Source organism: Stenotrophomonas sp. FR024 (assembly GCF_047500745.2).
GTDB lineage: Bacteria > Pseudomonadota > Gammaproteobacteria > Xanthomonadales > Xanthomonadaceae > Stenotrophomonas > Stenotrophomonas maltophilia_A.
In genome coordinates, this window is record NZ_JAXAXM020000005.1 from 30,220 (window position 1) to 54,507 (window position 24,288).

Annotated in this window: 24 protein-coding genes; all 24 read right to left on the bottom strand. The window is 65.7% G+C overall.

The features are described 5' to 3' along the window. Positions 1-3: 3 nt before the first annotated feature. The 24 genes from fliF to flgB all read right to left on the bottom strand — a co-directional run bounded on the left by fliF (position 4) and on the right by flgB (position 24,167). Complete coding sequence (fliF, locus tag ACMZ91_RS07235) at positions 4-1,650, bottom strand: flagellar basal-body MS-ring/collar protein FliF (RefSeq protein ID WP_125432504.1); 1,647 nt, start codon at positions 1,648-1,650, stop codon at positions 4-6. A gap of 13 nt (positions 1,651-1,663) precedes the next feature. Continuing rightward, entirely contained in the window at positions 1,664-2,029 is a 366-nt protein-coding gene (gene fliE / locus ACMZ91_RS07240; RefSeq protein ID WP_005409552.1) for a flagellar hook-basal body complex protein FliE, read from the bottom strand. A 409-nt stretch (positions 2,030-2,438) separates the two neighbouring features. Then, positions 2,439-2,855, bottom strand: a complete 417-nt coding sequence (locus ACMZ91_RS07245; protein WP_414576448.1) for a hypothetical protein — start codon at positions 2,853-2,855, stop codon at positions 2,439-2,441. A 187-nt stretch (positions 2,856-3,042) separates the two neighbouring features. Then, entirely contained in the window at positions 3,043-4,548 is a 1,506-nt protein-coding gene (locus ACMZ91_RS07250; protein ID WP_132810057.1) for a sigma-54 dependent transcriptional regulator, read from the bottom strand. Next, positions 4,545-4,922, bottom strand: a complete 378-nt coding sequence (locus tag ACMZ91_RS07255; protein ID WP_010485922.1) for a response regulator — start codon at positions 4,920-4,922, stop codon at positions 4,545-4,547. The genes ACMZ91_RS07250 and ACMZ91_RS07255 overlap by 4 nt, the downstream gene beginning before the upstream one ends. A gap of 14 nt (positions 4,923-4,936) precedes the next feature. Further along, complete coding sequence (rpoN, locus tag ACMZ91_RS07260; RefSeq protein ID WP_414576450.1) at positions 4,937-6,346, bottom strand: RNA polymerase factor sigma-54; 1,410 nt, start codon at positions 6,344-6,346, stop codon at positions 4,937-4,939. Positions 6,347-6,631: 285 nt separating this feature from the next. Then, positions 6,632-7,264: a response regulator gene (locus ACMZ91_RS07265; protein ID WP_032970105.1), complete on the bottom strand. Its 633-nt coding sequence runs from the start codon at positions 7,262-7,264 to the stop codon at positions 6,632-6,634. Positions 7,265-7,355: 91 nt separating this feature from the next. Next, entirely contained in the window at positions 7,356-7,934 is a 579-nt protein-coding gene (locus ACMZ91_RS07270; RefSeq protein ID WP_010485910.1) for a PilZ domain-containing protein, read from the bottom strand. Next, positions 7,931-8,221, bottom strand: a complete 291-nt coding sequence (locus tag ACMZ91_RS07275; protein WP_134950603.1) for a hypothetical protein — start codon at positions 8,219-8,221, stop codon at positions 7,931-7,933. The genes ACMZ91_RS07270 and ACMZ91_RS07275 overlap by 4 nt, the downstream gene beginning before the upstream one ends. Then, positions 8,218-8,637 carry a flagellar export chaperone FliS gene (fliS, locus tag ACMZ91_RS07280; protein WP_049398118.1) on the bottom strand — a complete coding sequence of 140 codons (420 nt, stop codon included), beginning with the start codon at positions 8,635-8,637 and terminating at the stop codon, positions 8,218-8,220. The genes ACMZ91_RS07275 and fliS overlap by 4 nt, the downstream gene beginning before the upstream one ends. A 125-nt stretch (positions 8,638-8,762) precedes the next feature. After that, a complete protein-coding gene (fliD, locus tag ACMZ91_RS07285; RefSeq protein ID WP_049421909.1) occupies positions 8,763-10,103 on the bottom strand; it encodes a flagellar filament capping protein FliD in 1,341 nt (446 codons plus the stop codon). Between the two features lie 183 nt (positions 10,104-10,286). Beyond that, positions 10,287-11,777: a flagellin N-terminal helical domain-containing protein gene (locus ACMZ91_RS07290; protein ID WP_414576454.1), complete on the bottom strand. Its 1,491-nt coding sequence runs from the start codon at positions 11,775-11,777 to the stop codon at positions 10,287-10,289. Between the two features lie 221 nt (positions 11,778-11,998). After that, entirely contained in the window at positions 11,999-13,492 is a 1,494-nt protein-coding gene (locus ACMZ91_RS07295; RefSeq protein ID WP_414576456.1) for a flagellin N-terminal helical domain-containing protein, read from the bottom strand. A gap of 86 nt (positions 13,493-13,578) precedes the next feature. Further along, entirely contained in the window at positions 13,579-14,787 is a 1,209-nt protein-coding gene (gene flgL, locus ACMZ91_RS07300; protein WP_049398114.1) for a flagellar hook-associated protein FlgL, read from the bottom strand. Next, positions 14,784-16,664, bottom strand: a complete 1,881-nt coding sequence (flgK, locus tag ACMZ91_RS07305; RefSeq protein ID WP_414576458.1) for a flagellar hook-associated protein FlgK — start codon at positions 16,662-16,664, stop codon at positions 14,784-14,786. The genes flgL and flgK overlap by 4 nt, the downstream gene beginning before the upstream one ends. 8 nt (positions 16,665-16,672) lie before the next feature. Beyond that, positions 16,673-17,872: a flagellar assembly peptidoglycan hydrolase FlgJ gene (gene flgJ / locus ACMZ91_RS07310; protein ID WP_197612173.1), complete on the bottom strand. Its 1,200-nt coding sequence runs from the start codon at positions 17,870-17,872 to the stop codon at positions 16,673-16,675. Position 17,873: 1 nt separating this feature from the next. Beyond that, entirely contained in the window at positions 17,874-19,010 is a 1,137-nt protein-coding gene (locus ACMZ91_RS07315) for a flagellar basal body P-ring protein FlgI (RefSeq protein ID WP_049421917.1), read from the bottom strand. 2 nt (positions 19,011-19,012) lie between these two features. Beyond that, positions 19,013-19,705, bottom strand: coding sequence for a flagellar basal body L-ring protein FlgH (flgH, locus tag ACMZ91_RS07320; RefSeq protein ID WP_010485899.1), 693 nt, complete (start codon positions 19,703-19,705; stop codon positions 19,013-19,015). A 22-nt stretch (positions 19,706-19,727) separates the two neighbouring features. Further along, a complete protein-coding gene (flgG, locus tag ACMZ91_RS07325) occupies positions 19,728-20,513 on the bottom strand; it encodes a flagellar basal-body rod protein FlgG (RefSeq protein ID WP_005409571.1) in 786 nt (261 codons plus the stop codon). Between the two features lie 102 nt (positions 20,514-20,615). Then, entirely contained in the window at positions 20,616-21,365 is a 750-nt protein-coding gene (locus tag ACMZ91_RS07330; RefSeq protein WP_049398110.1) for a flagellar basal body rod protein FlgF, read from the bottom strand. 32 nt (positions 21,366-21,397) lie between these two features. After that, complete coding sequence (gene flgE / locus ACMZ91_RS07335) at positions 21,398-22,621, bottom strand: flagellar hook protein FlgE (protein ID WP_107431886.1); 1,224 nt, start codon at positions 22,619-22,621, stop codon at positions 21,398-21,400. A 32-nt stretch (positions 22,622-22,653) separates the two neighbouring features. Further along, entirely contained in the window at positions 22,654-23,337 is a 684-nt protein-coding gene (locus ACMZ91_RS07340) for a flagellar hook assembly protein FlgD (RefSeq protein ID WP_049421924.1), read from the bottom strand. Positions 23,338-23,360: 23 nt separating this feature from the next. Continuing rightward, positions 23,361-23,768, bottom strand: a complete 408-nt coding sequence (gene flgC, locus ACMZ91_RS07345; RefSeq protein WP_010485892.1) for a flagellar basal body rod protein FlgC — start codon at positions 23,766-23,768, stop codon at positions 23,361-23,363. A 3-nt stretch (positions 23,769-23,771) separates the two neighbouring features. Next, positions 23,772-24,167, bottom strand: a complete 396-nt coding sequence (gene flgB / locus ACMZ91_RS07350) for a flagellar basal body rod protein FlgB (protein ID WP_005409576.1) — start codon at positions 24,165-24,167, stop codon at positions 23,772-23,774. Positions 24,168-24,288 lie beyond the last annotated feature (121 nt).

Below are 24,288 nucleotides of genomic sequence, written 5' to 3' on the forward strand. Positions count from 1 at the left end.
GCCTCAGTCATTGGCCACCCAACCCTTGACCACCTGGGCCACGCGCTTGGAGTCGGTCTTCACGGCTTCACGCGCCATCCGCAGTCGTTCCTCATATGAATCCACCGGCAGGGCCAGCGCATCCGGCCCGCCCAGGCTGGCCCGGTCGGCGCCCAGCGCCGGCAGCGGCATGCCATCGTCATCGACCAGCTGCACGTCCGCGGTATGCGGCTCCAGTGCCTGTTCGTCGTTCTTCTTGTTCTGGCCGGTGATCGCGCGCAGTGCAGGGCGCAGCACACCGAACAGCAATGCCAGCACCACCACGGCACCCAGCAGCATGCGACCGGCGTCGTGCACCCACGGCAGCTCCCACCATGCCGGGCCTTCGACCGGCGTGGTGTCACGCACGAACGGGGCATTCATCACCGACACGGTGTCGCCACGCTCGGCGTTGAAGCCGACGGCCTGCTTGACCAGCGCCTCGACGCGGGTCAGTTCGGCGGCCGACAGCGGCTGCGGGCTCATCTTGCCGTTGGCACCGGCGCGCGGGACGTTGTCCACCAGCACCGCCACCGAGACGCGCTTGATGCGGCCGGCCGGCTGGCGGGTGTGCTGCAGGGTGCGGTCCAGCTCGTAGTTGCGGGTCGCGTTCTTGCTGCTTTCGGTCGGAGTCTGTGCGGTTGCCGGTGCGGCCTGCTGGCCCGGCGGGCTGTTGCTGGTCGCGCCCGGCACGCCCTGCGGGCCCGGGGTGCTGGTGGTGTTCTCGCTCATCTGCTCGCTGCGCAGCTTCTGCGGTTCACCGTTGTAGAGCTCACGGGCTTCCTCGGTTACCGAGAAGTCCATGTCCACGCTCACTTCCGGATTGACGCGGCCAGGACCGGTCATCGGCTCCAGCAGCTCGCGGATGCGCTGGTTGAACGAGGTTTCCTGGCGGCGGACCTGCTCGAACTGGGCCGCATTGACTGCCGCTTCGCTGTTCGGGTCGGTGATGCTGAGCATGCGTCCGCTCTGGTCGACCACGGTCACCCGTTCCGGAGCGAGGTCCGGAATGCTGGCCGCGACCATGTGCACGATGGCGTCGACCTGGCTGCGTTCCAGCTGCTGGCCGCCACGCAGTTCCAGGGTGACCGAGGCACTGGCCACGTCACGCTGCCGGGTGAAGGCGCTGGGCTTGGGAATGGCCAGGTGCACGCGCGAATCGCGCACCGGGCGCAGCGTGTTGATGGTGCGCGACAGCTCGGTTTCCAACGCATGCTGGTAGCGCGCGCTTTCCACGAACTGGCTGACGCCGAAGCCCGGGTCGCGTTCCATCAGCTCGAAGCCGAGCTTGCCGCTGTCGGTCAGGCCGGAGCCGGCCAGCTTCAGGCGGGCGTCGTGCAGGTTCTTTTCCGGCACGGTGATGCCACCGGTGGCCGGGTCGAGCGCGAACGGAATCTGCGCGGCACGCAGCAGGTCGGTCGCTTCAGCGGTGGCCTTCTGGTCCAGGCCGGTGTACAGCGGGACCATGCCCGGCTTCTGCGACCAGAAGAACACGGACAGGCCTGCCGCCACCGCCACCGCGATCATCGCCATCAGGCCCAGCCGACGGGTGATCTGCAGGCTCTGCAGGCGGTCGAACCATTGCCCGGCCTTTTCGGCGTTCAGGCTGTCCTTGGAGAGCGTCAGTGCCATGCGTCTCTATTCCTTACAGCGGCATGTTCATCACGTCCTGGTAAGCCTGGACGAGACGGTTGCGGACTTCCACGGTGGCGCGGAAGGCGATCTGGGACTGCTGCGAGGCGACCATGACCTTGGCGAGGTCGGCGCTGGGGTCGCCCATTTCGAAGGCTTTTGCCAGGGCGCCGGATTTCTGTTGCGCGTCGTTGACGCCGGCAATCGCACCACGCAGGGTTTCGGTGAAGCTGGCCGGCTGGGCCTGCGGTGCATCCAGCACCGTGCCCGGCAGGGCGTTGCTGCGCGGCGTTTCGCCCAGCGGGTTGAGCGCCGGCTGTCCCATCTGGGTCTGATAGGAGCGGATCTGCGAAAGGATCGAAGTGACGGAGTGGGACATCTGCAACGGTTCCAGAAACAGGGATGGGGTTGTCTGCTGTAGCCAGTGCAAGTGCCGTGCCGAAACCGGTTTTCGATTCAGTGAAGTGAGGGTTGGGGGTGCTGGCAGGGCTGCGCCCTGCACCCGCCGACGCCACGTCAACATCAACGTCAAAATCGGGCTATCCGTGGGGTGGCGGGGTGGGTCCGGTTGCGGGGGACGCCGTAAATCCGTCCATGGAGGCTCGGTCGCCGCATCCATGCGGCTCACGCCCCCGCAACCGGACCCACCCCGCCTTCGACAATGTCCTGCGATCTGACGGACGAGCATGGACTGCCCATGGTGGGTGTCGACCTTGGTCGACACGTTCTGGTCGGCACGGGCTCTTACCCCATTGAAGGCGCCATTTAACCGGCGTCGGTTTTCTGGCCTATGGCTGCAGGGTCCAGCGGCCGGAATTCTGGCGCTGGCGGGGTGCGATGGGGCCGTCGTGCTGGGTGTAGATGAAACGGCCCTGGTGATTGGTCTGGCAGGTCAGCAGCAGGGTGTAGTGGGCCGGTCCTGCGGGGTGGGCTTCAGTCATCTCGATTTCCGCGATGTGCGGGGCCAGGCGCTGATAGCGGTAGCTGCCGCCGATGCGGAGGTCGGTGCCGAGGATGTCCAGCACGTACTGGCTGCCGGTAAAGCTGACCTGCACCATGCGTCCGGCATTGGGGTTGTCCGGTGCGTACAGCGGGTCGCTGAGGTTGGTGAACTGGCGCTGGTCCAGTGTGGTGGGCAGGGTGCAGTCGGCGGCGCTGGCCAGGGGCGGGCAGAGCAAGGCGGCGAGCAGGGTGAGGCGATGCATGGTGGGACCTCGTTGGGATGTCCTTGCCATGCTCCGCACTGCGGCGGTGATGTCTTTAGGAAAACGTGCAAATGCAATGGGGTCAGATCTCTTTCCGCAGGAAAGGGATCTGACCCCCTGGTACTGGAAACACCAACGCCCGGGCAAGCCCAGGCGTTCGTGCCCCCCTTCATGCTGGTCGCGAGGTTCAGCCGGCCAGTTCGGCCTGCTCGCGTTCGATGCCGTACTTGCGCAGCTTTTCCACCAGGGTGGTGCGGCGCAGGCCGAGCAGCTGGGCGGCGTGGGCGACCACGCCCTGGGTGCGTTCCAGTGCTTCGTTGATCAGGCCCAGTTCGATGTTGGCCATATGGTTGCGCAGGTCCATGCCTTCATCGGGCAGCGCCGCTGGTGCTGCGGCGCGATTGACGGCAATGCCGTGCTCCAGTGCCGGTTGGCTGCCGCCGCCCGGGGTGTGGAACGAGAAGCTGCGCAGGTCCAGGCGTTCTTCGCTCGCCGTCGGCTGTACCGGTGCCGGTGCGGCCACCGCTGCCAGTGCAGCGTCGCCACGGTAGCGGGCCGGCAGGTCCTGCACGCGCACCGAACCGCCCGGATGCAGCACCGCCAGGCGCTCGACTAGGTTGGTCAGCTCACGCACGTTGCCCGGCCACTCGTAGCCGGCCAGGGCCTGCAGGGCTTCCGGAGTGAAGCGCACTTCGCCACGGCCGGTACGGGCCAGTTGCGCGGCAATGGTTTCGACCAGTGCCGGCAGGTCTTCGCGACGCTCGCGCAGGGCGGGCACGTCGATCGGGAACACGTTGAGGCGGTAGAACAGATCCTCGCGGAACTTGCCTTCGGCAATACGGGTTTCCAGGTCGCGGTGGGTCGCGGCCACGACACGCACGTTGCAGCGGATGGTCTGGTTGCCGCCGACGCGCTCGAAGCTGCGCTCCTGCAGCACACGCAGCAGCTTCACCTGCATCGGCAGGCTCATGTCGCCGATTTCGTCCAGCAGCAGGGTACCGCCTTCGGCCATTTCGAAACGACCCTTGCGCGCGGTCAGTGCGCCAGTGAAGGCACCCTTCTCGTGGCCGAACAGTTCGCTTTCCAGCAGGTCGGCCGGAATGGCGCCGCAGTTGATCGCCACGAACGGGCCATCACGGCGCGGCGAGCGCTGGTGGATCGCGCGCGACACCACTTCCTTGCCGGTACCGGATTCGCCCAGCACCAGCACGGTGGTGTCGAATGCGGCCACCTGTTCGATCATGGTGCGAAGCTCGGTAACCGCCGGACCGTTGCCGGTCGGGCCCTGGTCCTGGGCGGCGCCGGCCTGGTGCTCGGCGTCCAGGCGCTTGAGGCTGGCGCGGCGCAGCAGGGCTTCCATCTGCGCATGGCGCAGCGGCGTTTCCAGCGGCCAGATGTTGGCTTCGTGCAGGCCGTGCTGATGGGCAAAGGCTGCGGCATCACCGTCGGCCAGCAGCACCGGCGGCGGCAGGCTGCTGCCGCCCAGCCAGTTGTACAGCGCGGTGCTGGCAGCGGTGTCGTCCAGGCTGCCGACGATCACGGCCATCCAGTCGTTCTGGCGCTGGCGACCCAGGTCGAAGTCGGCCGCGTCGGAAACCCAGCGCGGGTTGAAATCCATGAATTCCAGCAGGGCAACGGTGCGCTCTGCGCGCACGGCGTCGTTGTCCAGCACCAGGATGCGCGATTCGCTCACGATCGATCCTCCCTGAGGCCTTCCAGGATCGGCATGACTTCCTGGATGTAGGACAGCTTGCTGACAAAATTGTCGGCGCCGGCACGCAGCGCGTGTTCGCGGTGCTCGGCGTCGTCGAAGTGGCTGGCGATCACGATGTACGGTGCATCGTCCTGCGACTTGATCAGGCGGGTGGCCTGCAGGCCGCCCATTTCGGGCATCGCCAGGTCCATCAGCACCACCTGCGGGCGCAGCGTTTCCGAGCGTTCGATCGCTTCCAGGCCGTTGCCGGCGCTGCCGACGATCTGCAGCCAGTCGATCTTGCGGAAATGGCGCATCGCCGCGTTGATGAAGCCCTCGTGGTCATCGACCAGCAGGACCGTGAGCTTGTTCATGTCCAACATCCTTTTCAGCCCACCCGGGCCAGCTGCGGTTGCCTGGCGCCAAGCCGGCGCCGTTCACGGGCCGGGGCGATGTCCAGTTGTTCTCGGTATTTTGCGACGGTTCGGCGGGCAATGTTCACCCCCTGGCGCGACAGCAGGCCGGCGATGGCCTCGTCGGCCAGCGGCCGGCCGGCCGGTTCGGCGTCGATCAGGCGGCGGACCATGGCCTTCACGGCCTGGCCGGAGACGCTGGCGCCTTCCAGGCGCACGGCGAAGAAGTGCTTCAGTTCGAAGGTGCCGCGCGGGGTCTGCAGGAACTTGCCGGTGGTGATGCGCGAGACGGTGGACTCGTGCATGCCGATTTCCTCGGCCACTTCCTTCAGGGTCAGCGGCGCCATGGCCTCCTCGCCACGCACCAGGAACGCGGCCTGGCGCTCGACGATCACCCGCGCGGTGCGCAGCAGGGTGTCGTAGCGCATCGACAGGCCGCGGCTGAACCAGCGCGCTTCCTGCAGCATTTCGCGCAGTGCCGGTGCGGCCTCGCTGGTCTCGGCCAGGGCCTGTTCGTACTGGCTGTTGATCGAGACGCGGCGGCTGGTCGCCGGGTTCAGCGCCACCTTCCACTGGTCGTCGGCGTGCCAGGCGACCACGTCCGGCACCACCACGGCATTGCGTTCGGGCAGCAGACTGTCACCCGGGCGCGGCTGCAGCGAGAGGATCAGGCGCACCGCCTCGCGCACGTCGTCGATCTCGGCGTCGTGCAGGCGGGCGAGGGCGGGGTAGTCGTGGGCGGCCAGCGCCTCGAGCGCGCCATCGAGGATGCGGGCGGCCAGGTGGCGGGCGGGGACTACGCCGTGCAGGCTGCGCAGCTGGGCCTGCAGGCCTTCGCGCAGGTCCTGTGCGGCCATGCCGGCCGGCTCGCCATGCAGCAGCTGCTGACGGATGGCTTCCACGCCGTCGGCGGCGATGTCGAACTGGGCGCTGGCCAGCAGCTGCAGCTGGTCCAGCGGTGCCTGCAGGTAGCCTGCCTCATCGCAATGGTCCAGCCAGAAGGCGGCCACGGCCAGCTCGCGGTCATCCATGTCCAGCGACAGGCGCTGCAGCACGCGCAGCTGCGGGTCGCTCGATTCGCCGGCGGCGATGCGCGCCATGCGGTCGTCGTCGCCGTCCTGCCAGCTGGCGCCGGCCACGTCCCACATCGACGACTCGGGCAGCTCGTCGAACGCAGCGGTTTCCAGCGTGGTGGCGCCGGCCTCGGTGGCTTCTGCGGTGGGTGCTTCAGCCTCTTCGATCTCCAGCAGCGGGTTGGAGTCCAGCAGGCGCTGGATTTCCTGTTCCAGGTGCAGGCCATCAAGCTGCAGCAGCCGGATCGACTGCAGCAACTGCGGGGTGAGGTGAAGTTGTTGGCCCAGCTGGGCCGAGAGTGCAGCCTTCATCGTGGTTCCCCGGCACCGCTCCCCGGCGCCTTGTGGAACGCATCTTGCTTTTGATCCGGCGGGGGCGGAATCAGGGGGTTCCTGAGGGGCTTCGTGAATGTCCTGACAGGGTGTAGGGGTATTCCCTACATAGTCGCGGAATGTTGACGATGATCGCCGCTAAGTTGCTGATTCCCGGTGTGGGTGCCGGGTTAAGCGGGCTGCGCCGTGTACGGATTCCTGTCGGGGCGTGTCGGGGTGACGGGAATTCGTCGTCAGTGCGGATCTGACCTCCTTCGCGGAGGATCACTCCAGCTCGTGCTGGTGGCGCGCGGCCAGCAGCAGCAGATCGTTGGCGCGGCGACAGCCCAGCGACTCCATCATGCGTGCGCGGTGGGTTTCCACTGTCTTGACGCTGATGCCGAGGTCGGCGGCGATTTCCTTGTTGCTTTCGCCCTTGCCGATGCGGCGCAGGATCTCGCGCTGACGCGGCGACAGTGCGGCGATGCCGGTGGGTTTCTCGCGACCGAGCATCGGTGCCAGCATCTTGGCGGAGATCTGCGGGCTCAGGAACACCTGGCCGGCGTGCGCGGCACGCAGCGCCAGTTCAAGCTCCTGCGGTGCGGCATCCTTGACCAGGAACCCGACCGCACCGCGATCGAGTGCATCGCGCACGTGTGCGGCGTCGTCGTGCATGGTCATCATCACCACCCGCGTGCCGGGGGCGCGCAGGCGGATGTCGCTGAGGGCTTCCAGGCCGGTGCGGCCGGGCAGTGACAGGTCCATCAGGATCACGTCCGGGGCGTGCTGCAGGGCCAGCTGCAGTGCCTGCTCGGCATTGCTGGCCTCGGCGACGAGCTGCACGTCGGCAAACCCCTGCAGCAGCCGCGCCAGGCCGGCGCGGACCAGGGTGTGATCGTCGACGATGAGAACTCGCACAGGCACGTTGGAGGTCCGTGAGGGGAGTCCACCTTAACTTAGCTGAACGGGCGCGCCAAGGGCTGTCCATCCGGCGTCATGGTGGCAGGTTTCAGCGGGCGCGGCGTGCTTCGGCCACCTGGCGGCGATGCAGGCGGAACAGATGCCGCTCCATTGCCATCTCCAGGCCATCGCCAAGACGCTGGAAACGCAGCCACAGGTAATGACCACCGCCACCGTCCGCCGCTTCGGCGATCACTTCCACGGGCAGGTCGATATGGTCAGGCAACCAGTCGCTGGGCTGCAGGCGCACCAGGCCGGCCTGGCCGGGGCTGGCGCCGCTGCGCGGCCCCAGCTGCAGGCGGATGCCGCGGCGTGACCAGCGCACGGGGCGCAGCGTCAGTTCCTGGCCCTGCTGGCGTACCAGACGGCCGAGCAGCACCATTGCCAGATCCAGCTTGGCTTCCAGCCGCTGCAGCTGCAGGCTGGACTCATTGCGGTCGTCGTGCTCGTCAACGCGGCTGTCCTCGACCAAGGCCAGGCTGCGCAGCAGGCCTTCGGCACTGCTGGTGCGACCGGCGGCGCTGCCTGCCTGGAACTCGGCCGGCAAGGCCAGCTCGCAGCTGAGCGTTTCGTCGAACAGCTCGCTTTCGGCGGGGTGGTGCAGCGACGTGGTCGGCAGTTGGGTCATGCGAGTGATTCTGCCTGCAGGTAGGCATGCGCCGCGCGAAGGGAGCGGCCGGTGTGCTTCAGGTGAGCTGCGGCTTCATCGCGGAGGGAGATCATGCGCGCCAGTACGCGTTGCTGGTGGTCACGCAACGCGAGGATGGCGGCATCACTGGGGCGCTCGACAATCAGCGACAGGGCAGCCACGGCTTCCAGGTGTTCGGCCATCAGGCGTTCGCTGGTGTCGTGGTCCTCGCCCTCGAGGCTGGTTTCCAGCGTATCAAGGGCGTCGTGCATAGTCTGAAGGTTCATGGCGCCACCGCTTTGGTGACCTGGCGCTGGTCTGCCGGAATCGCGTTCCAGGCCGAGTCGATCTCCACCATCAAGCCCAGGGCTTCCTTCAGTGCGGTCGGATCGTTGTGCAGGTTGCCCTCGGTCAGGCGCATGATGACGAAGTCGTACAGTGCCGACAGATTGCCGGCAATCTCGCCACCGGCTTCGTGATCGAGCGAGCCGTTGAGGTGGCCGACGATGGCGCAGGCTTCGCCGATGGCCTTGCCCTTGCGCGCCTGGTCATTCTGCTGCAAAGAGGCTTCAGCGGTGCGGATGCGCTCGCAGGCACCGGCCAGCAGCAGCGCTACCAACTTGTGTGGATCGGCATCGACGACCGAGGTGGTCACGCCGACTTTTCGGTACTGCTCGGCGAACTGCCGATTGGAACCGTACATAGGGGAAGTCTCCTGGAATGCCTGCCCATCCGCGTGGGTTGAGGGGTTCGGCACGGGTCTAACGGGTTATCGGCGCAGCCGGGGCTCTACTTGAGTACCGACTGCGCCGGAAAAATGCCTGGAAATCAGTTGCCGAGCTGCTGGATGAGCGAGCCGCCGGCCGATTGCATCTGCGTGACCATCTTTTCCATCGCGGTGAACTGCTTGGTGTAGCGGTCGGCCACCTTTTCCATGTTCTTGTCCAGCTCGTCCAGCTGCTTTTCCAGTGCCTTGATCTGCTTGTTCAAGGTCGCCGTACGCTGGGTGATCGTGCCGGTAGTCGCGTCCAGGCTGCTCTTGAGCAGTTCGGTCATCGGCTTGCCCAGCGCGCCCTCTGCACCGAACAGCTTGGTGGCGGCCTCCGGGTTCTTCGCCAGCGCGGTGTCGAGCTTGGCGCCATCAAGGCTCATGCTGCCGTCGGCGGCAATGGTGATGCCCAGATCCTTGAGGTCGTTGACGTTGGCACTCAGCTGGGCGCGCAGCTGCTGCTGCAGGCCACGGACCATGGCGTCGCCGGTCATGGTCGAGGCCGTGCGCGTCTCAGCGTTGTAAGCGCTGGAATTCTTCAACGTGGTCTGGATGCCGTTGTAGGCGGTGATGAAGGCCGTGAGATTGGTCTTCAGCGTGCTGTTGTCCGGAGTGACGGTCAGCGTCTGCGTCTCGCCTTCCTTCGCCTTGGTCAGGGTGAGACTGATACCGGGTACCAGGTCGGTGATCGTGTTGGAGCTGCTGGTGCGGGTGAAACCATCCACCACCACCACCGCATCCTTGGCGGGCACCATTTCGGTCATCTTCGATGCGGATGTGCCGTCATAGGCCAGCTCGGAGAGTCCGCCATTGCCGCCACTGGCGCTGACCTTCAACGCGCCCTTGCTGCCGGAATCAACGGCGGTCAATACCAGGTGCATGCCATCGTCGGCGGTCACCACGGCCGCGGTGACGCCCTTGCTCTCGGCGGCGGAATTGATCTCGGCTGCGATCTTCTCCATCGTCGCGCCGGGTTCGATGTTCACGCTGATGGACTTGTCGCCGTATGCGATCGTCAGCGTTCCGTCGCCAACCACGGCGTCCTTTGTATACGCCTTGGAACTGAGCTTCTGGTTCTGTGCCAGGGATTTGACTTCCACCTGGTGGCTGCCCGCAGCGGCCTTGCCGGCGGTCGTGCTGGTGTCCAGGGTCGCAGTGAAGTTCGACTCGGTCGGCGTGCTGACTTTCAGGCCGGGGGTGGCCACACCCTTGACCAGGGTCTTCAGCGCGCTCTGCAGACCTGTCATTCCGCTTTTGATGGTGCCAAGCGCCGAAAGCTTGGCGCTGGCGGCAACACCCGCCGAGTTGATCTGCTTTTCCCGGGGCTCGCGTTCCTTGGCGGTCAGCTGTGCAACCAGGCTGGGAATGTCGAGGCCGGAACCAATCGTGCCGATGGCCATGAGGGGAATCCTTTTTCTTGGACGGGCCGGGCGGGTGTCCTGCACCTGCTATCGGCCTGGGAGGGGCGAGCTTGAGCGTGGAAACGCTCTCCAGCCTTCTGCAAGGCCCATGCCAATCCGCCAGCGGGCACGAAGAAGGGGGCTTGCGCCCCCTTCCCGTTGTTGCCTTGTACTACCGCTGGATCAGCGCAGCAGGCTCAGCACGTTCTGGCTGGACTGGTTGGCCTGGGCCAGCATGGCGGTACCGGCCTGCTGCAGGATCTGGTTGCGGGTCAGCTCGGCGGTTTCCGAAGCGTAGTCCACGTCGCGGATGCGGCTGCGGGCAGCCGACATGTTTTCCGACGAGGTGTTCAGGTTCGCAACCACCGAGGTGAAGCGGTTCTGGATTGCACCCAGGTCGGCGCGGGCGGAGTTGATCGAGTTCAGGGCTGCCTCCATCGCCAGGATGGCGTTGTCGGCACCCTTGACCGAGGAGATGTCCAGGTCAGCAAAGCCAGTGGCGGCCTTGCCTGCTGCGTAGTTCGCCGACGAGCCTACGGACAGACCGGTTTCCTTGGTCAACGTGGCAGCGTCGGTAGTGCCGGCCACCGCGATGGTCACATTGCCGGCCTTGTCGGTCAGCTGCATCTTGCCCTCGACCAGTGCCGCGGTAACGCCGGTATTGTGGGTCTGGGCATTGACTGCGTTGACCATCTGGGTCGCACGATCACCGGCGTTGCCAACGGCGGTCAGGTCAATCTGAGCGCTGCCGGTGCTGCCGGAGAGCGTGAAGCTCGCCTTGCCGAAGCCACCGGAAGTGTGCGTGCCCTGTACCGTGCTTCCATTGTCAAATGCCCCTGCAGCGTCAGCGCTGAGCTTGACCTCCATCTTCTGCCCGTCGGCCTTGGTGAAGGTCAGATTGCCAGCTGCTGCCGTACCCGACGCAACGATCCCCTTGGCGGCGAGTTCAGCGGTCTTACCGGAAATGGCGGTGTCGATTGCGGCAGCGGTGGCAGTGGAGGCGTCATTATTGGTGTACACATTCACGCCACCGACATCGATCGTGAAGGCGCCGGAACCAGCCGGAACGGTGAAGCCACCAAAGCTGCCGGAGGTGGTGGCGGTGCCGGTGTTCGGGACGCCGCCGGTCAAGGAGCCATCCGTCGAGGCGGTCGTCCAGTTCCCCAGCTTGCTGATGTTGGCATTGGTAACCTGGGAGATGTTGATCGTCTGGCCCTGGTTGGCGCCGATCTGGAAGGCCTGGTTGGTGAAGGTGCCATCCAGCAGGTTGGTGCCGTTGAAGTTGGTCTGTTCGGCGACGCGCTGGATTTCCTGCTTCAGCAGCTGCACTTCAGCATTCAGGGCCTGGCGATCCGAGGCCGAGTTGGTGGCGCTGCGCGACTGCACGGCCAGCTCGCGGACGCGCTGCAGGTTGTTGCCGATCTCACCCAGTGCACCTTCGGCGGTCTGGGCCAGCGAGATGCCGTCGTTGGCGTTGCGGGCGGCCTGGTTGGCGCCGCGGATCTGGGTGGTGAAGCGCTCGGAGATCGCCAGGCCGGCGGCATCGTCCTTGGCGCTGTTGATGCGCATGCCCGAGGACAGGCGCTGAATGGTGGTGGCCATGTTGGCGCCGCTGGTGCCCAGGTTGCGCTGGGCGTTCAGCGACATGGTGTTGGTGTTGATGACTTGTGCCATGGTGCGGTTTCCTTGTAGGCAGTGTGTCCGGCAGAGCAGCCTGACCGGTTTCGGGGGGCAGTGGCTGGCTCCCCCCCAAGGGGTGTGCTACCGCTGCTGAAATCAATAACGGCACTACCCCTCCGGCCTTTAGCGGAGTTTCGATCCTTTTTCTCTGGTCAAACGAAAAGGCCCCGCCATCTGCATGGCGGGGCCCGGCTCCAGCTCGAGTGGTGCAGGTATTACGACTGCAGCAGGCGCAGTACGTTCTGCGGCACCTGGTTGGCCTGGGCCAGCATGGCCGTGCCGGCCTGCTGCAGGATCTGCCCACGGGTCAGTTCGGCGGTTTCCTGTGCGTAGTCAACGTCACGGATGCGGCTGCGCGCAGCAGACAGGTTTTCCGAATTGGTGTTCAGATTGGCGATGGTCGAGGTGAAGCGGTTCTGGATTGCACCGAGATCGGCACGCGCCGAATTGACGGACTGCAGCGCGGCATCCATCGCAAGGATGGCGTTGTCGGCGTTGGCCTGTGACGAAATATCCAGATCAGCGAATCCAACGGTTGCCTTGCCGGCAGCGTAGGTCGTGGAGCTGCCAGGGGCGAGGCCAGTTTCCTTCAGAAGTGCAGGCGCGTCCGTGGTGCCGGCCAAGCCTACAGTGACATTACCTTCCTTGTCGGTCAGTTGCAGCTTGCCATCCACCAGTGCCGCGCTCACGCCGGTGGCGTGGGTCTTTGCGTTCACCGCGTTGACCATCTGAGTGGCACGATCACTGGCGTTCTTTGCCGGATCCAGATCGATGGTTGCCGAACCCTTGGAGCCTGAAAGCTGGAAGCTGGTCGGGCTGTACCCGCCGGCGGTATGCGGACCCTTGACCTTGTCGCTGTTGCCGAAGGTTGCCGCCGCAGCGGTGCTCATGTTCACCTGGAGGGTCTGTCCATCGGACTTGGTGAACGTAAGGTCGCCGGTGGCGACATCGCCTGAGACGGAAATACCAGCTGCCGTGAGCGCCGCTGCTTTGCCATCGATCGCGGCCTGAAGACTCGTTTCCGTCACACCAGACGCGTCGGCGACGTTGACGATATTGATGCCGCCCACGTCAATGGTGAAGGCTGCAGTGCTGGTTGTCGGGGTAAATGCGCCAAATGCTCCCGTAGAGGCGACGTTGCCGGTATTCGGCACGGCACCGGTCAGCGAGCCATCAGTTGACGCACTGGTCCAGCTGCCCAGCATGTGCACATTCGCATTGGTGATCTGCGAGATGTTGATGGTCTGGCCCTGGTCGGCGCCGATCTGGAAGGCCTGGTTGGTGAAGCTGCCGTCCAGCAGGCTGGTGCCATTGAAGTTGGTCTGCTCCGCAACGCGCTGGATTTCCTGCTTCAGCAGCTGCACTTCGGCGTTCAGCGCCTGGCGGTCCGAGGCCGAGTTGGTCGCGCTGCGGGCCTGAACGGCCAGTTCGCGGATGCGCTGCAGATTGTTGCCGACTTCGCCCAGTGCGCCTTCAGCGGTCTGCGCCAGCGAGATGCCGTCGTTGGCGTTGCGCGCGGCCTGGTTGATGCCACGGATCTGGGTGGTGAACCGCTCGGAGATCGCCAGACCGGCGGCGTCGTCCTTGGCACTGTTGATACGCATGCCCGAGGACAGGCGCTGGATCGAGGTGGCCAGCGAGCTGCTGCTGGTGGACAGGTTGCGCTGAGCGTTCAGCGACATGGTGTTGGTGTTGATGATCTGTGCCATGGTGCTTCTCCGTGGTTGCTCGGTTGTTTCGGTGTGGAAGGCGCGGGACGCGCCGTGCTGGAAGACGGATGGAACGAGGAAAGGGACTAGCGGATCTTGTTGAACAGGGACATCGCCTGCATCTGGCTGAAGATCGTCTGGGCGGCTTGAAGGGCGGCGGTCTCCAGCTTGTATTGGCCGATGGCATCGGCGTAATCGAGGTCGCGCATCGTCGAGAGGGTGCTCTTGACGGTGACGGCTGTGGCTTCGCGGGCGCTGGCCGCGGTATCGATGGCGGCCAGCTGGGCGCCGCCCTTGGCGCGGGCGTCGATCATCGTTTCCGAGGCCCTGTTGAGGTCGCGGATGCTGGACTGCAGCGTGTTCTGCAGCGCCGTGCGCTGGCTTTCGGTGGACGGGTCGGTTTCCAGTGCGGCGACCAGTTTGTCCAGGGTGGAGAAGATGTCGCGGCTACCCGCGTCGCTGACGTTGAACTGATCACCGGCGGCTGGCTTGCCCTCGATGCGCATGCGCACGCCGCCAACGACAATGTCTTCGCCGGGTTTGTGGGTTCCGCTGCCGACCACCGTGCCGGTGCCATCAACCACCTCATAGGCACCTTCGGCAGTGCCGGTGAAGCGGACATTGAGCGTGCCGCCGGCCCAGCTGCCGCTGCCGTCACGGCTGACCGAGGTCAACAGGCCACTGCCGGTGTTGCCGGCGGCCGCGCTGGCATCCACACGGCCATCGCCGGTGGGGATGCGCATGAAGATCTCGCTGCCGGGCAGGGCGTCGGAGACCAGTTGGCCCGGTGCCACCTCCACCTGCCGCTGGTTCTGGTCACCGCTGTAGGTCACGGTGCCGCCGCTTCGCTGGAACGGGGCGTCAGCGTCGTTGCTGCCACCGAACAGGTAGCGTCCGCTGCCATCCCTGGAATTGGCCAGCGACAGCAGGCTTTCCTGGATGGTCTTCAGCTCGCTGACGATGGCCTTGAGGTCACTGGCCTTGGGCACCGGACTGTTGGCCTGGATACTCAACTCCACGGCGCGCGACATGAGCTCATTGACCTGAGCCAAGGCGTTTTCCTGCAGGCCCAGGCGGTTCTGCACGCTGTTGGCGTTCTTGCCGAGCTGCTCGAGCCCGGCCACGACACGGTCCAGGCCAACAGCCGTACCTGCAGCGACCGGGTCGTCCTTGGCGGAGGTGATCTTGCTGCCAGTCGCGATCTGCTGCTCGAGGTGGCTGATTTTCGACTGCTTGGCGAGCATCAGCGACACGGACTGGTTGAACATCATCCCGGTGGAAATTCGGCTGCTCATCGACGGACGGCTCCCAGGATGGTCTGGAACATGTTGTCGGCGGTGGAGATCAGCTGTGAGGCGGCCTGATAGGCCTGCTGCAACCGCAGCATGTCGGCTGCTTCCTCATCCAGGTTGACGCCGGAGATCTCGTCGCGGGCTGCCTGCGCCTTGTCCGTGATGACCTGCTGCGCGTCCAGCGAGTACTCGGCAGAACGTGCCGCCGCGCCGACCTGCGTGGTCAACCCCCCCAGCGCACCGTTGAGGGTGACGGTGCCGCCGTTGAAGGCCTTGGCGTCCTCGACCTTGGCCAGCTTTGCCGCGTTGCTGTTGTCCGACGAGCCTGCCGGAGTAGGGCTGATATTGAAGGTGTCGCCGACCTTCGGTGCACCGTCCAGCACGAAGCTCCAGCCATTGGCGCTGATGGTCTGGCCCGGTGTGTAGGTCTGCGGCGGCCCACCGTTGATGGTGTAGGTGGTCGCCGACGTGAACACGATTGCGGCAGGATCGCGCAGGTTCGGATTGGATACATCGTTGACGGTGACGCCGGTCAGCTTCCCGGTGCCGGTGTTGGCCAGTGCAGCCGTACCCTTGACCGCTGCCGCTGCGGCGATGCGGGAGGGATCGGTGATGGCGGTTTCCAGGCTTCCGGCGACGCCCGCGGTCGGCTGCAGGAGGAAACGGTCGTTGGTGGCCGGGGTGCCGCCGACCACCAGCTTGACGCCATTGATCACCAGCGGATCGGCGGTCGTGCCGGTACCGGTCAACGCAACGGTGGCGCCAGTGTCGGCGCGGGTGGCCTGCCACTGGGTGCCGTCGAACTTGAGGACGATGTTCTGTGCCTCCAGCTTGGACAGGTCACCATAGGTCGCAGTGAGGCTGCCGGTACCGGTATTGCTTGCGTTGGGCGTGACGCGTGGGTTGCCGATGGTGAAGAAGTCGCCGCCCATCTTGCCGTACATGTCCACGCCCTGGTGGTGCGCCTGGTTGAAGCTCTCGGCCAGGCCGACGGCGAGCTTGCCCAGTTCGGCCTGGGCCGGTGTCAGCACGGTATCGCGGAACTCGAGCATGCCGCCGATCTTTCCGCCCACTGCCTTGGGATCGAGCGTGATCGTGTTGCCCTGGGTTTCCAGCGCCAGTTGCAGGCGTTCGGGCTGGTATGGATCGGTCACCGTAGTGACCTTGGACGCGGTCGTGCCCACCACCAGCGCATTGCCGCCTGCGGTATAGACGTTCATCACGCCGCCATCCTGGACGACGGCAGTGCCACCGGTGTAACCGATCAGCTGCGAGATCAGCTGGTCGCGACGGTCGAGCAGGTCCGGCGCCGCGTTGGCCACGTTGCTGCCAATGGCGCCGTTGATCTGCGCAATCTCCTGCGCCAGGCGATTGACTTCCGTGGCGCCGGCAATGAGCCCGTTGTTGACCTCGCTGCTCAGGTTGTTCATCTGCGTGTTGAGCTGCACGAAGCGGCTCGCCAGGGCCTTGCCGCCATCGAGCAGGCTCTGCCGGTCGGCCGTGCCGGCCGCGTTGGACGAAAGGCCACTGACGGCGTCGAAGAAGTTGGACCAGGAGCCGGCGACATTCGTGGCCGGGTCCGAGAACAGGGCATTCACCCGGTCGGCCATGCCCGAAAGCTGCTTCAGGCGTGCCAGCTCGCCGCTGCTGTCGAGCAGGCGCGAGATGGCCAGCTGGTCGGCAGCACGGCGGATATCGGTGATGCGGGTGCCGCTGCCAACGTCCCCAAAGCCGTAGTTCTGCGGATCAGACGTGGCGAAGTCGACCTTCTGCCGGCTGTAGCCAGGGGTGTTGATGTTGGCGACGTTGTGGCTGGTGGTCGCCAACGCACGCTGGAAGGCGAGCAGGGCACCAGTACCGGTGGAAAGTACGCTGGACATGGGGTTCCTCAACGACGAGTGATACCCAGCGCCGCGGTTGCGGTGCTGGCGAAGGTCTGGCCAAGGCGCGAGCCGGCATCGGCGACGGCGCTGACGGCGCGCTCGATGGTCGGGCCGCCGGCGATCGCGGCGATCTTGGCCGCGTAACGCGGATCGGTGGCATAGCCGGCGCGCTGCAGGCCGCGGGCGAAGCCCTGCACGTCGGTGCCGGCCTGCAGGGCCTGCTGGTAACGCGGGCTGGTCTTCAGCAGGCGCACATAGTCGGCGAAGCTCTCGGCCGGCGAACTGTAGGCGCGGAAGCTGGCGGTCTCGTTGCGGCGCACGCCATCGACATATTCGTGGGTGCCGGCCACGGCGCGCTGGCCGTTCCAGCCATTGGCCTTGATGCCGAACAGGTTGTGCGAGGTGCTACCGTCGGCATGCTTGATGTGGCGCTTGCCCCAGCCGGTTTCCAGCGCCGCCTGGGCGACCAGGGCGCGGGCATCCACGCCCAGTTCCTTGGCTGCACTCTGCGCGTGCTGCCAGATGCTGGCAACGAAGCCTTCCGGGGTGTGCTCGCCCAGCTGGGCGACGGCGGTGCGGGTAGCCATCGCATCGGCCGGGCTGATGGCGGTGCCGCGGTTGCTGGCGGTGGCCGACCACTGGTCGCTGTTGGCGGCCCAGTCCTCGCCCTGCAGGCTGCCGATGTACGGATCGTCGGTGCCCAGCGAGCGGTGCATGCTGCTGCTTTCGCGCCCGGCGATCAGGTCCAGGGCTTGTTCCATCGGCGCAACCGCGGCCTGCGCACCGTGCTGCGCACCGGCGGCCATCTGCTGCAGCAGGCGCACCGCCTGGCTGCCGTCTTCCAGCGGCAGCGACGGTGCCGGCTTGGCCGGTGCATTGAGCTGGTAGGCACGACTGGCCTTGGCCGGGTCCACGCGGGTATCCAGCGCCGGGCCCTCGGCGGCCTGGCCGGACAGCTGCCGGCTGATCATGCCCGACAGGCCCAGGCCCTTGCCGCGGGTCATCGCCTCGGCAATCTTCTGGTCGTACATCTCGCGGAACATCTTGTTTTCGCCGGGAAACAGCGAGTCGCCGAAGCTGGCGTCACGCATGCTCTTGACCAGCATCTGCGCGAACTGGCCTTCCAGTTGGCGCGCGACCTTGTCGATCTTGGCCGGATCGTTCTGTTGCGCCGGGTGCAGATCGAATGCGGGAGTGATGCGCATATCAGATCACCTCGAGCTCGGCACTCAATGCGCCGGCCTGCTTCAGGGCTTCCAGGATCGCGATGAGATCGCCCGGTGCCGCGCCAACCGCGTTCACCGCGTGCACGATCTCGTCCAGGGTGGTGCCGCCGCTGAACTTGAACATGCGGCTGCCGTCGTTGGTGGCGGTGATGGTCGACTGCGGACTGGCCACGGTGCGGCCACCGGACAGCGCATTGGGCTGGCTGACGTTGGTGTTTTCCTGGATGGTCACGGTCAGCGAACCATGCGAGATCGCCGCCGGTCCCACGCGCACCTGCTGGCCGATGACCACGGTGCCGGTACGCGAATTGACCACCACCTTGGCCGGGGCGCTGCCGGGGGTGAGTTCCAGGTTCTCGATGCGTGCCAGCAGGCCGATGCGCGCGCCTGGGTCGGTCGGGGCGGTGACCGCCACGGTCACGCCATCGACCGCGCGCGCCGCACCTTCGCCGAAGGCGTTGTTGAGCGCGGCAACCATGCGCGAGACCGTGGTGAAGTCGTTGTTGTGCAGGTTCAGGGTGATGTCGCCGCCGTTGGCCAGCGGGTCGGGCAGGGCGCGTTCAACGGTGGCACCGTTGGGAATGCGGCCGACGCTGGGCACGTTCACCGAGACACGGGAACCGTCTTTGCCCTGCGCACCAAAGCCGCCGACGATCAGGTTGCCCTGTGCGATGGCATAGATCTGGCCGTCAGCACCGCGCAGCGGCGCCATCAGCAGCGAACCGCCCCGCAGCGAGACCGCGTTGCCGATCGAGGACACGGTGATGTCGATCGGCTGGCCCGGCTTGGCGAACGGCGGCAGTTCGGCGTGGATCGCCACGGCGGCCACGTTCTTCAGCTGCGGGTTGACGTTCGGCGGCACGTTGACGCCCAGTTCGCCGAGCAGGTTCTTCAGGCTCTGCACGGTGAAGGGTGCCTGGCTGGTGCGGTCGCCGCTGCCATCCAGGCCGACCACCAGGCCATAACCCACCAGCGCATTGCCGCGTACGCCGCCGACCTGGGCCAGGTCCTTGATGCGCTCGGCGCTGGCCGGGGCAGCCACGACCAGCAGCATCAGCGCGACGAACGACGCCATGCGTCGCTGCCAGGAAGAAGAGGAGAAGAGTTTCATGGCCATACTCAGAACGGCGTCAGGCCGGAGTTGAAGAAGCGGCTCAGCCAGCCCATCGCGTTGGACTGCGCGACGGGACCGCGGCCGCCGTAGACGATGCGGGCCTCGGCCACGCGGCTGGACGGAATGGTGTTGTCCTGGCTGATGTCGCCCGGGCGCACGATGCCCTGCACCTGCACCAGTTCATCGCCCTGGTTGAGCCGCAGGTTCTTCTGACCCTGCACCACCAGGTTGCCGTTGGGCAGGCGCTGCACCACGGTGACGGTGACGCTGCCCTGCAGGCGGTTGCTCTGCGCGCTGTTGCCCTTGCCGGTGAAGTCACGCGCGCCCTTGGCTGTGGCACTCAGGATGTCCTTGCCGCCGAGGGTGACCGGAGCGCCGAGAATGGACGGCGTTCCCAGGCTCAGGTTCGATTCCTTGTTGGTGGCCGTGTTGGCGCTGGTCTGCGCGGTGGTGTTTTCCAGCAGGGTGATGGTCAACAGGTCGCCAACATCGCGCGCGCGCCGGTCCGAATACAGCTGCAGGGTCGGGCCGGCAGCGTAGATCGCGCCGGCGGTCGGCTGTGCCTGCGGCGGCATGATCGGCTGGATCGGTGCCATCGTCGGGTAGGGGCGCACGTCGCCCGCGATCACGCAGCCACCGAGCAGGGCGGCCACGGCGCAGGCGAGGGCAGTGCGGGCGAAGTTGGAAATGGGCGACATGGCAGTTTCCCGGTTTGGCCGGTCAGAGCTTGTTGTTGAGATAACCGAGCATCGAGTCGGTGGTGGAGATCGCCTTGGCGTTCATCTCGTAGGCGCGCTGGGTTTCGATCATCGACACCAGCTCTTCCACCACGTTGACGTTGCTGCCTTCCAGCGCGCCCTGCACCACAGTGCCGAGGCCGTTGAGGCCGGGGTTGCCGTTCTGTGCCGGGCCGGACGCAGTGGTCTCCAGGAACAGGTTCTCGCCACGTGCCTGCAGGCCAGCGGGATTGACGAAGTCGGTCAGGGTCAGTGCGCCGACTTCCACCGAGGCGGCGCCGTCGGCCATCTTCACGCTGATGGTGCCATCGGTGCCGATGGTCACCGACTGCGCGCCTTCGGGAATCTGGATGCCCGGCTGCACCGGGTAGCCGCTGTTGGTGACCAGCTCGCTGTCCTGGTTGATCTTGAACGAGCCATCACGGGTGTAGGCCGAGCTGCCATCAGGCATCTGAACTTCGAAGAAGCCGCGGCCATTGACCATCACGTCCAGGGCGCGGCCGGTCTGCTGCTGGCCACCCTGTTCAAAGTTCTTGGCGGTGGCGACCACGCGCACGCCGGTACCCAGCTGCAGGCCGGTGGGCAGCTGCGTCTGCGCCGACGAGGAGCCGCCGGGCTGGCGCACCTGCTGGTACAGCAGGTCTTCAAAACTGGCACGGTCCTGCTTGAAGCCGGTGGTGTTGGTGTTGGCGAGGTTGTTGGAAACCACCGACATGCGCATCTGCTGCGCATCCAGTCCGGTTTTCGCGATCCACAATGCCTGGTTCATCTTCGATGTCCTGTCTGCTGAAGCCGGCCGCGTGGTGCGGCCCTTGTATGCGGGTGTGCAAGCGGTGTGCCAGCGCCGGCATCAACCGGCGCCGGAATTCCGTCAGCTGCCCAGGCGCAGCATGCTGTTGGCGCTGCGCGCGTTTTCGTCGCCGTGCTTGATCACCTGCACCTGCATTTCGTACTGGCGCTGCAGCTGGATCATCTGCACCAGCGCGCCAGCGGCATCCACGTTGCTGCCTTCCAGCTGGCCGCTGTGCACGGCCGTGCCCTGTGCCGGTGCGAACGGCTGTTGCGGGTCGGTGTTGCGGAACAGGCCATCCAGGCCACGCTCCAGGCGTTCATCCGGTGCCTGTACCACTTTGATGCGACCGATCTGCGCCATGGTCTGCGGACCTTCGCCCTGCGGGATAATCGAGAGCGTGCCGTCGGCACCGATCTCCATCGCCTGGTAGGGCGGAATGGCGATCGGGTTGTTGTTGTCATCCAGTACCGGACGGCCGCTGGAGGTCACCAGCTGGCCGTTCGGCGTCACCGACAACGCCGCGCCGCGCGTGTACGCCTCGCTGCCGTCACTGGACTGCACGGCCAGCCAGGTGCCGGTCTGCAGGGACAGGTCCAGCGGCTTGCCGGTGATGTGCTGCGAACCGGGCGTGCGGTTGAATCCGGCGTCGACATGCAGCGCATCCACCCGCGAGGCAAAGCCCGGGCCACGGATCGGGAAGGCTTCGGTGTTGGCCAGCGCTTCCTTGAAGCCGGGGGTGTCGGAGTTGGCGAGGTTGTGGCTGAGCGTACCCTGCGCCTGCAGGGAGGCGCGGGCACCGGTCATCGCCACGTAAAGGGCTTTATCCATGCGGGGAGTTCCGTGACGGGGTCAGCAGGTCATCAACGGATGTTGATGACGGTCTGGGTGATCTGGTCCTGCGTGGTGATCATCTGCGCGTTGGCCTGGAAGTTGCGCTGCGCGGTGATCATGTTGACCAGCTGCTCGGTGAGGTCGACGGTGGACGCTTCCAGCGAGCCGGCCTGGATCTTGCCGAGGTTGGAGGTGTCCGGCATGCCGGTGCGCGGGGTGCCCGACTCGAACGTCTCCACCCACAGGTTGTTGCCCTTCTGCTCCAGACCCTGCGTGTTGTTGAACGTGGTCAGCGCGACCTGGCCGAGGGGCTTGTCGTCGCCGTTGGAGTAGCGGGCATAGACCACGCCGGTTTCCGATACGGTGATCTCGTTGAGCTTGCCAGCGGCATAGCCATCCTGCTGGGTGTTGCGCAGCGCGAACTTCTCGCCGTACTGGGTCGAGCCGCTGATATCCAGCGTCATGTTCAGCTGGCCCGCGCCGGTGGTCGGGGTGAAAGTACCGAGGCTGACCTTGCCGTTGGCAGGATTGGTCAGCTTGCCGCTGTTGTCGAACGTCACCGGGGTCGGTGCGCCGGCCGGCTGGCCATCCACGTAGTTGCGCACGGTCCACTCGTTGGGGTTGGCGCCTTTCACGAAGTACGAGACCTGGATGTGGCTCACGCCCAGCGAGTCGTACACGGTGATGCCGCCGCTGGAGTGGTTGTAGCTGTTGGAGTCGGTCGGATCGAAATTGGTGACCGTCGGTTGCTTGGCGTTGGCGGGCAGGGTGAAACCGACCTTCACTTCGCTGGTCTGCTTCGGCGCGCTGTCGGTAGTCAGCAGCTGCAGGTCCACCAGGCGGCCGGCATCGAAGTTGGTGCCATCGGCGTTCGGCGCGAACACCTGCAGGCGTGCGCCCTGCGGGTTGATCACATAGCCGGCGGAATCGGTCTGGAAGTTGCCGGCACGCGAGTACACGCGCGAGCCGTTCATGTTCATGGTGAAGAAGCCCTCACCAGAGATCGCCATGTCCAGGCTGCGGCCGGTCTGCTCGTTGTGGCCCTGGATGAATTGTTGGGCCACGTTGGAAACACGCACGCCCGAGCCGGTCTGGTTCTTCGACAGGCCGTAGCTGGTGGAGGCGAACAGGTCAGCGAACTCGGCGCGTGATTGCTTGAAGCCGGCGGTATTGACGTTGGCGACGTTGTTGGCGGTGACGCTCAGGTCGGTATTGGCGGCATTGATGCCGGACAGGGAGACGTTGAAGCCCATGGGATGCTCCTGGTAGATGCGGAATGTGCGGCTCAGCTGACGCGGAGCACGTAGTCGATCGGGGCCGTGCCCAGGCCCTTGAGATTCAGGTACAGGCCGTCGGAGCCGACGGTCACGCTCTCCACCGGGGCCTGCACGAAGGTGGACAGCTTGGTGCTCTTGCCGGCGGTGTCGACGTGGTTGGCGACGATGGAGTACTTGCCCGGTTCCATGCGCTTGCCGTTGGCATCCTTGCCGTCCCACTGAAACGCGGTTTCGCCAGCGGCCTTGGCTTCTACGCTCAGCGAGGTGACCTTGGTGCCGTTGGCATCGGTGATGTCGACGGTCACGATGCCGGCCGAGGGCGCAGCCACCGTGCCTTCGACGCTGCCTTCCTTTTCCAGTACCAGCTTTTCCGACGGCACCAGTACCTGGTGGCCAACCAGAGCGGCACCGCGCAGCACCTGGTCGCTGGCCATCGATTCCTGGAAACCCTTCACCGTCTTGTTCAGATCGGTGATGCCCTGCACGGTGGACATCTGCGCCATCTGCGCAACCATCTGCGTGTTGTCCATCGGCTTCAACGGATCCTGGTGCTGCAGCTGCTCGGTCATCAGGCGCAGGAAATCGGCCTGGTCCAGCGTGTTCTTCTTCTTGGTGGCGTTGCTGTTCGGGGCGTTCAGGCCGAGCGCGGCGTAGACGTCCTGGTTGGTCTGGTTGTTGACGGCGGTGGTCATGGTGGTATCCGGTGCTGCGGGCCTCAGCGGCCCATGGTCAAGGTCGCCAGGGCCAGTTCCTTGGCGGTGGTCAGCATCTCCACGCCAGCCTGGTAATTGCGCGAAGTCGAGATCAGGTTGACCATCTGCGCCACCGGATCGACATCGGGCTGGTAGATGTAGCCATCACCGTCGGCCAGCGGGTGGCCCGGTTCATAGCGCTTGATCGGCGCGGCTTCGCTCTGGGTGATCTCCTTGACCTTCACCGACGTGATGTTCGGATCGTTCTTGCTGGTCACTGCCTGGAAGATCGGTTCCAGCGGCTTGTACACGGCATCGGCGGAACCGGCGACGGTGTCGGCGTTGGAGAGGTTGGAGGCGATGGTGCTCATGCGCACCGACTGCGCCTGCAGCGCGGAGCCGGCGATATCGAAGATCGGCAGGTTGCTCATGGCTTATTGCCCCGTGATCGCAGTCAGCATGGAACGCACCTTGCTCTCGACGAAGCTGAGCGAGGCGCGGTATTCGAGTGCGGCGCGGCCATAGGCGGCACGCTCGGCATCGGGATCGACGGTGTTGCCGTCCAGGCTGGGTTGCACGCCTTCGCGCGCGATCTGGAACGGGTTCAGGCCACTACTGATCTCGTAGTGCTGCTCGTGGGTGGTGGCCATCAGGCCATTGGCATCCTGCCCCTGGGCGTGGCGCAGGGCGGCATCGAAGTCCAGATCCTGGGCCTTGTAGCCGGGAGTGTCGGCATTGCCGAGGTTGCTGGCGATCAGCTTCATCCGCTGTTCGCGCAACGGCATGGCCTGGGCGTGGACGCCCAGGTAGTCGGTAATCAGGTTGCGCACGGTGCACTCCCACAGGAACGTTGCCCGGGAAGCTGCAAGGGGTGTGCCAAATTCGAGAGGGTAGTGCCGGTCGCTGGCCGGCTTCCCGGATTGTCTGTGGTTGCCGGCCAGCGGCCGGCAC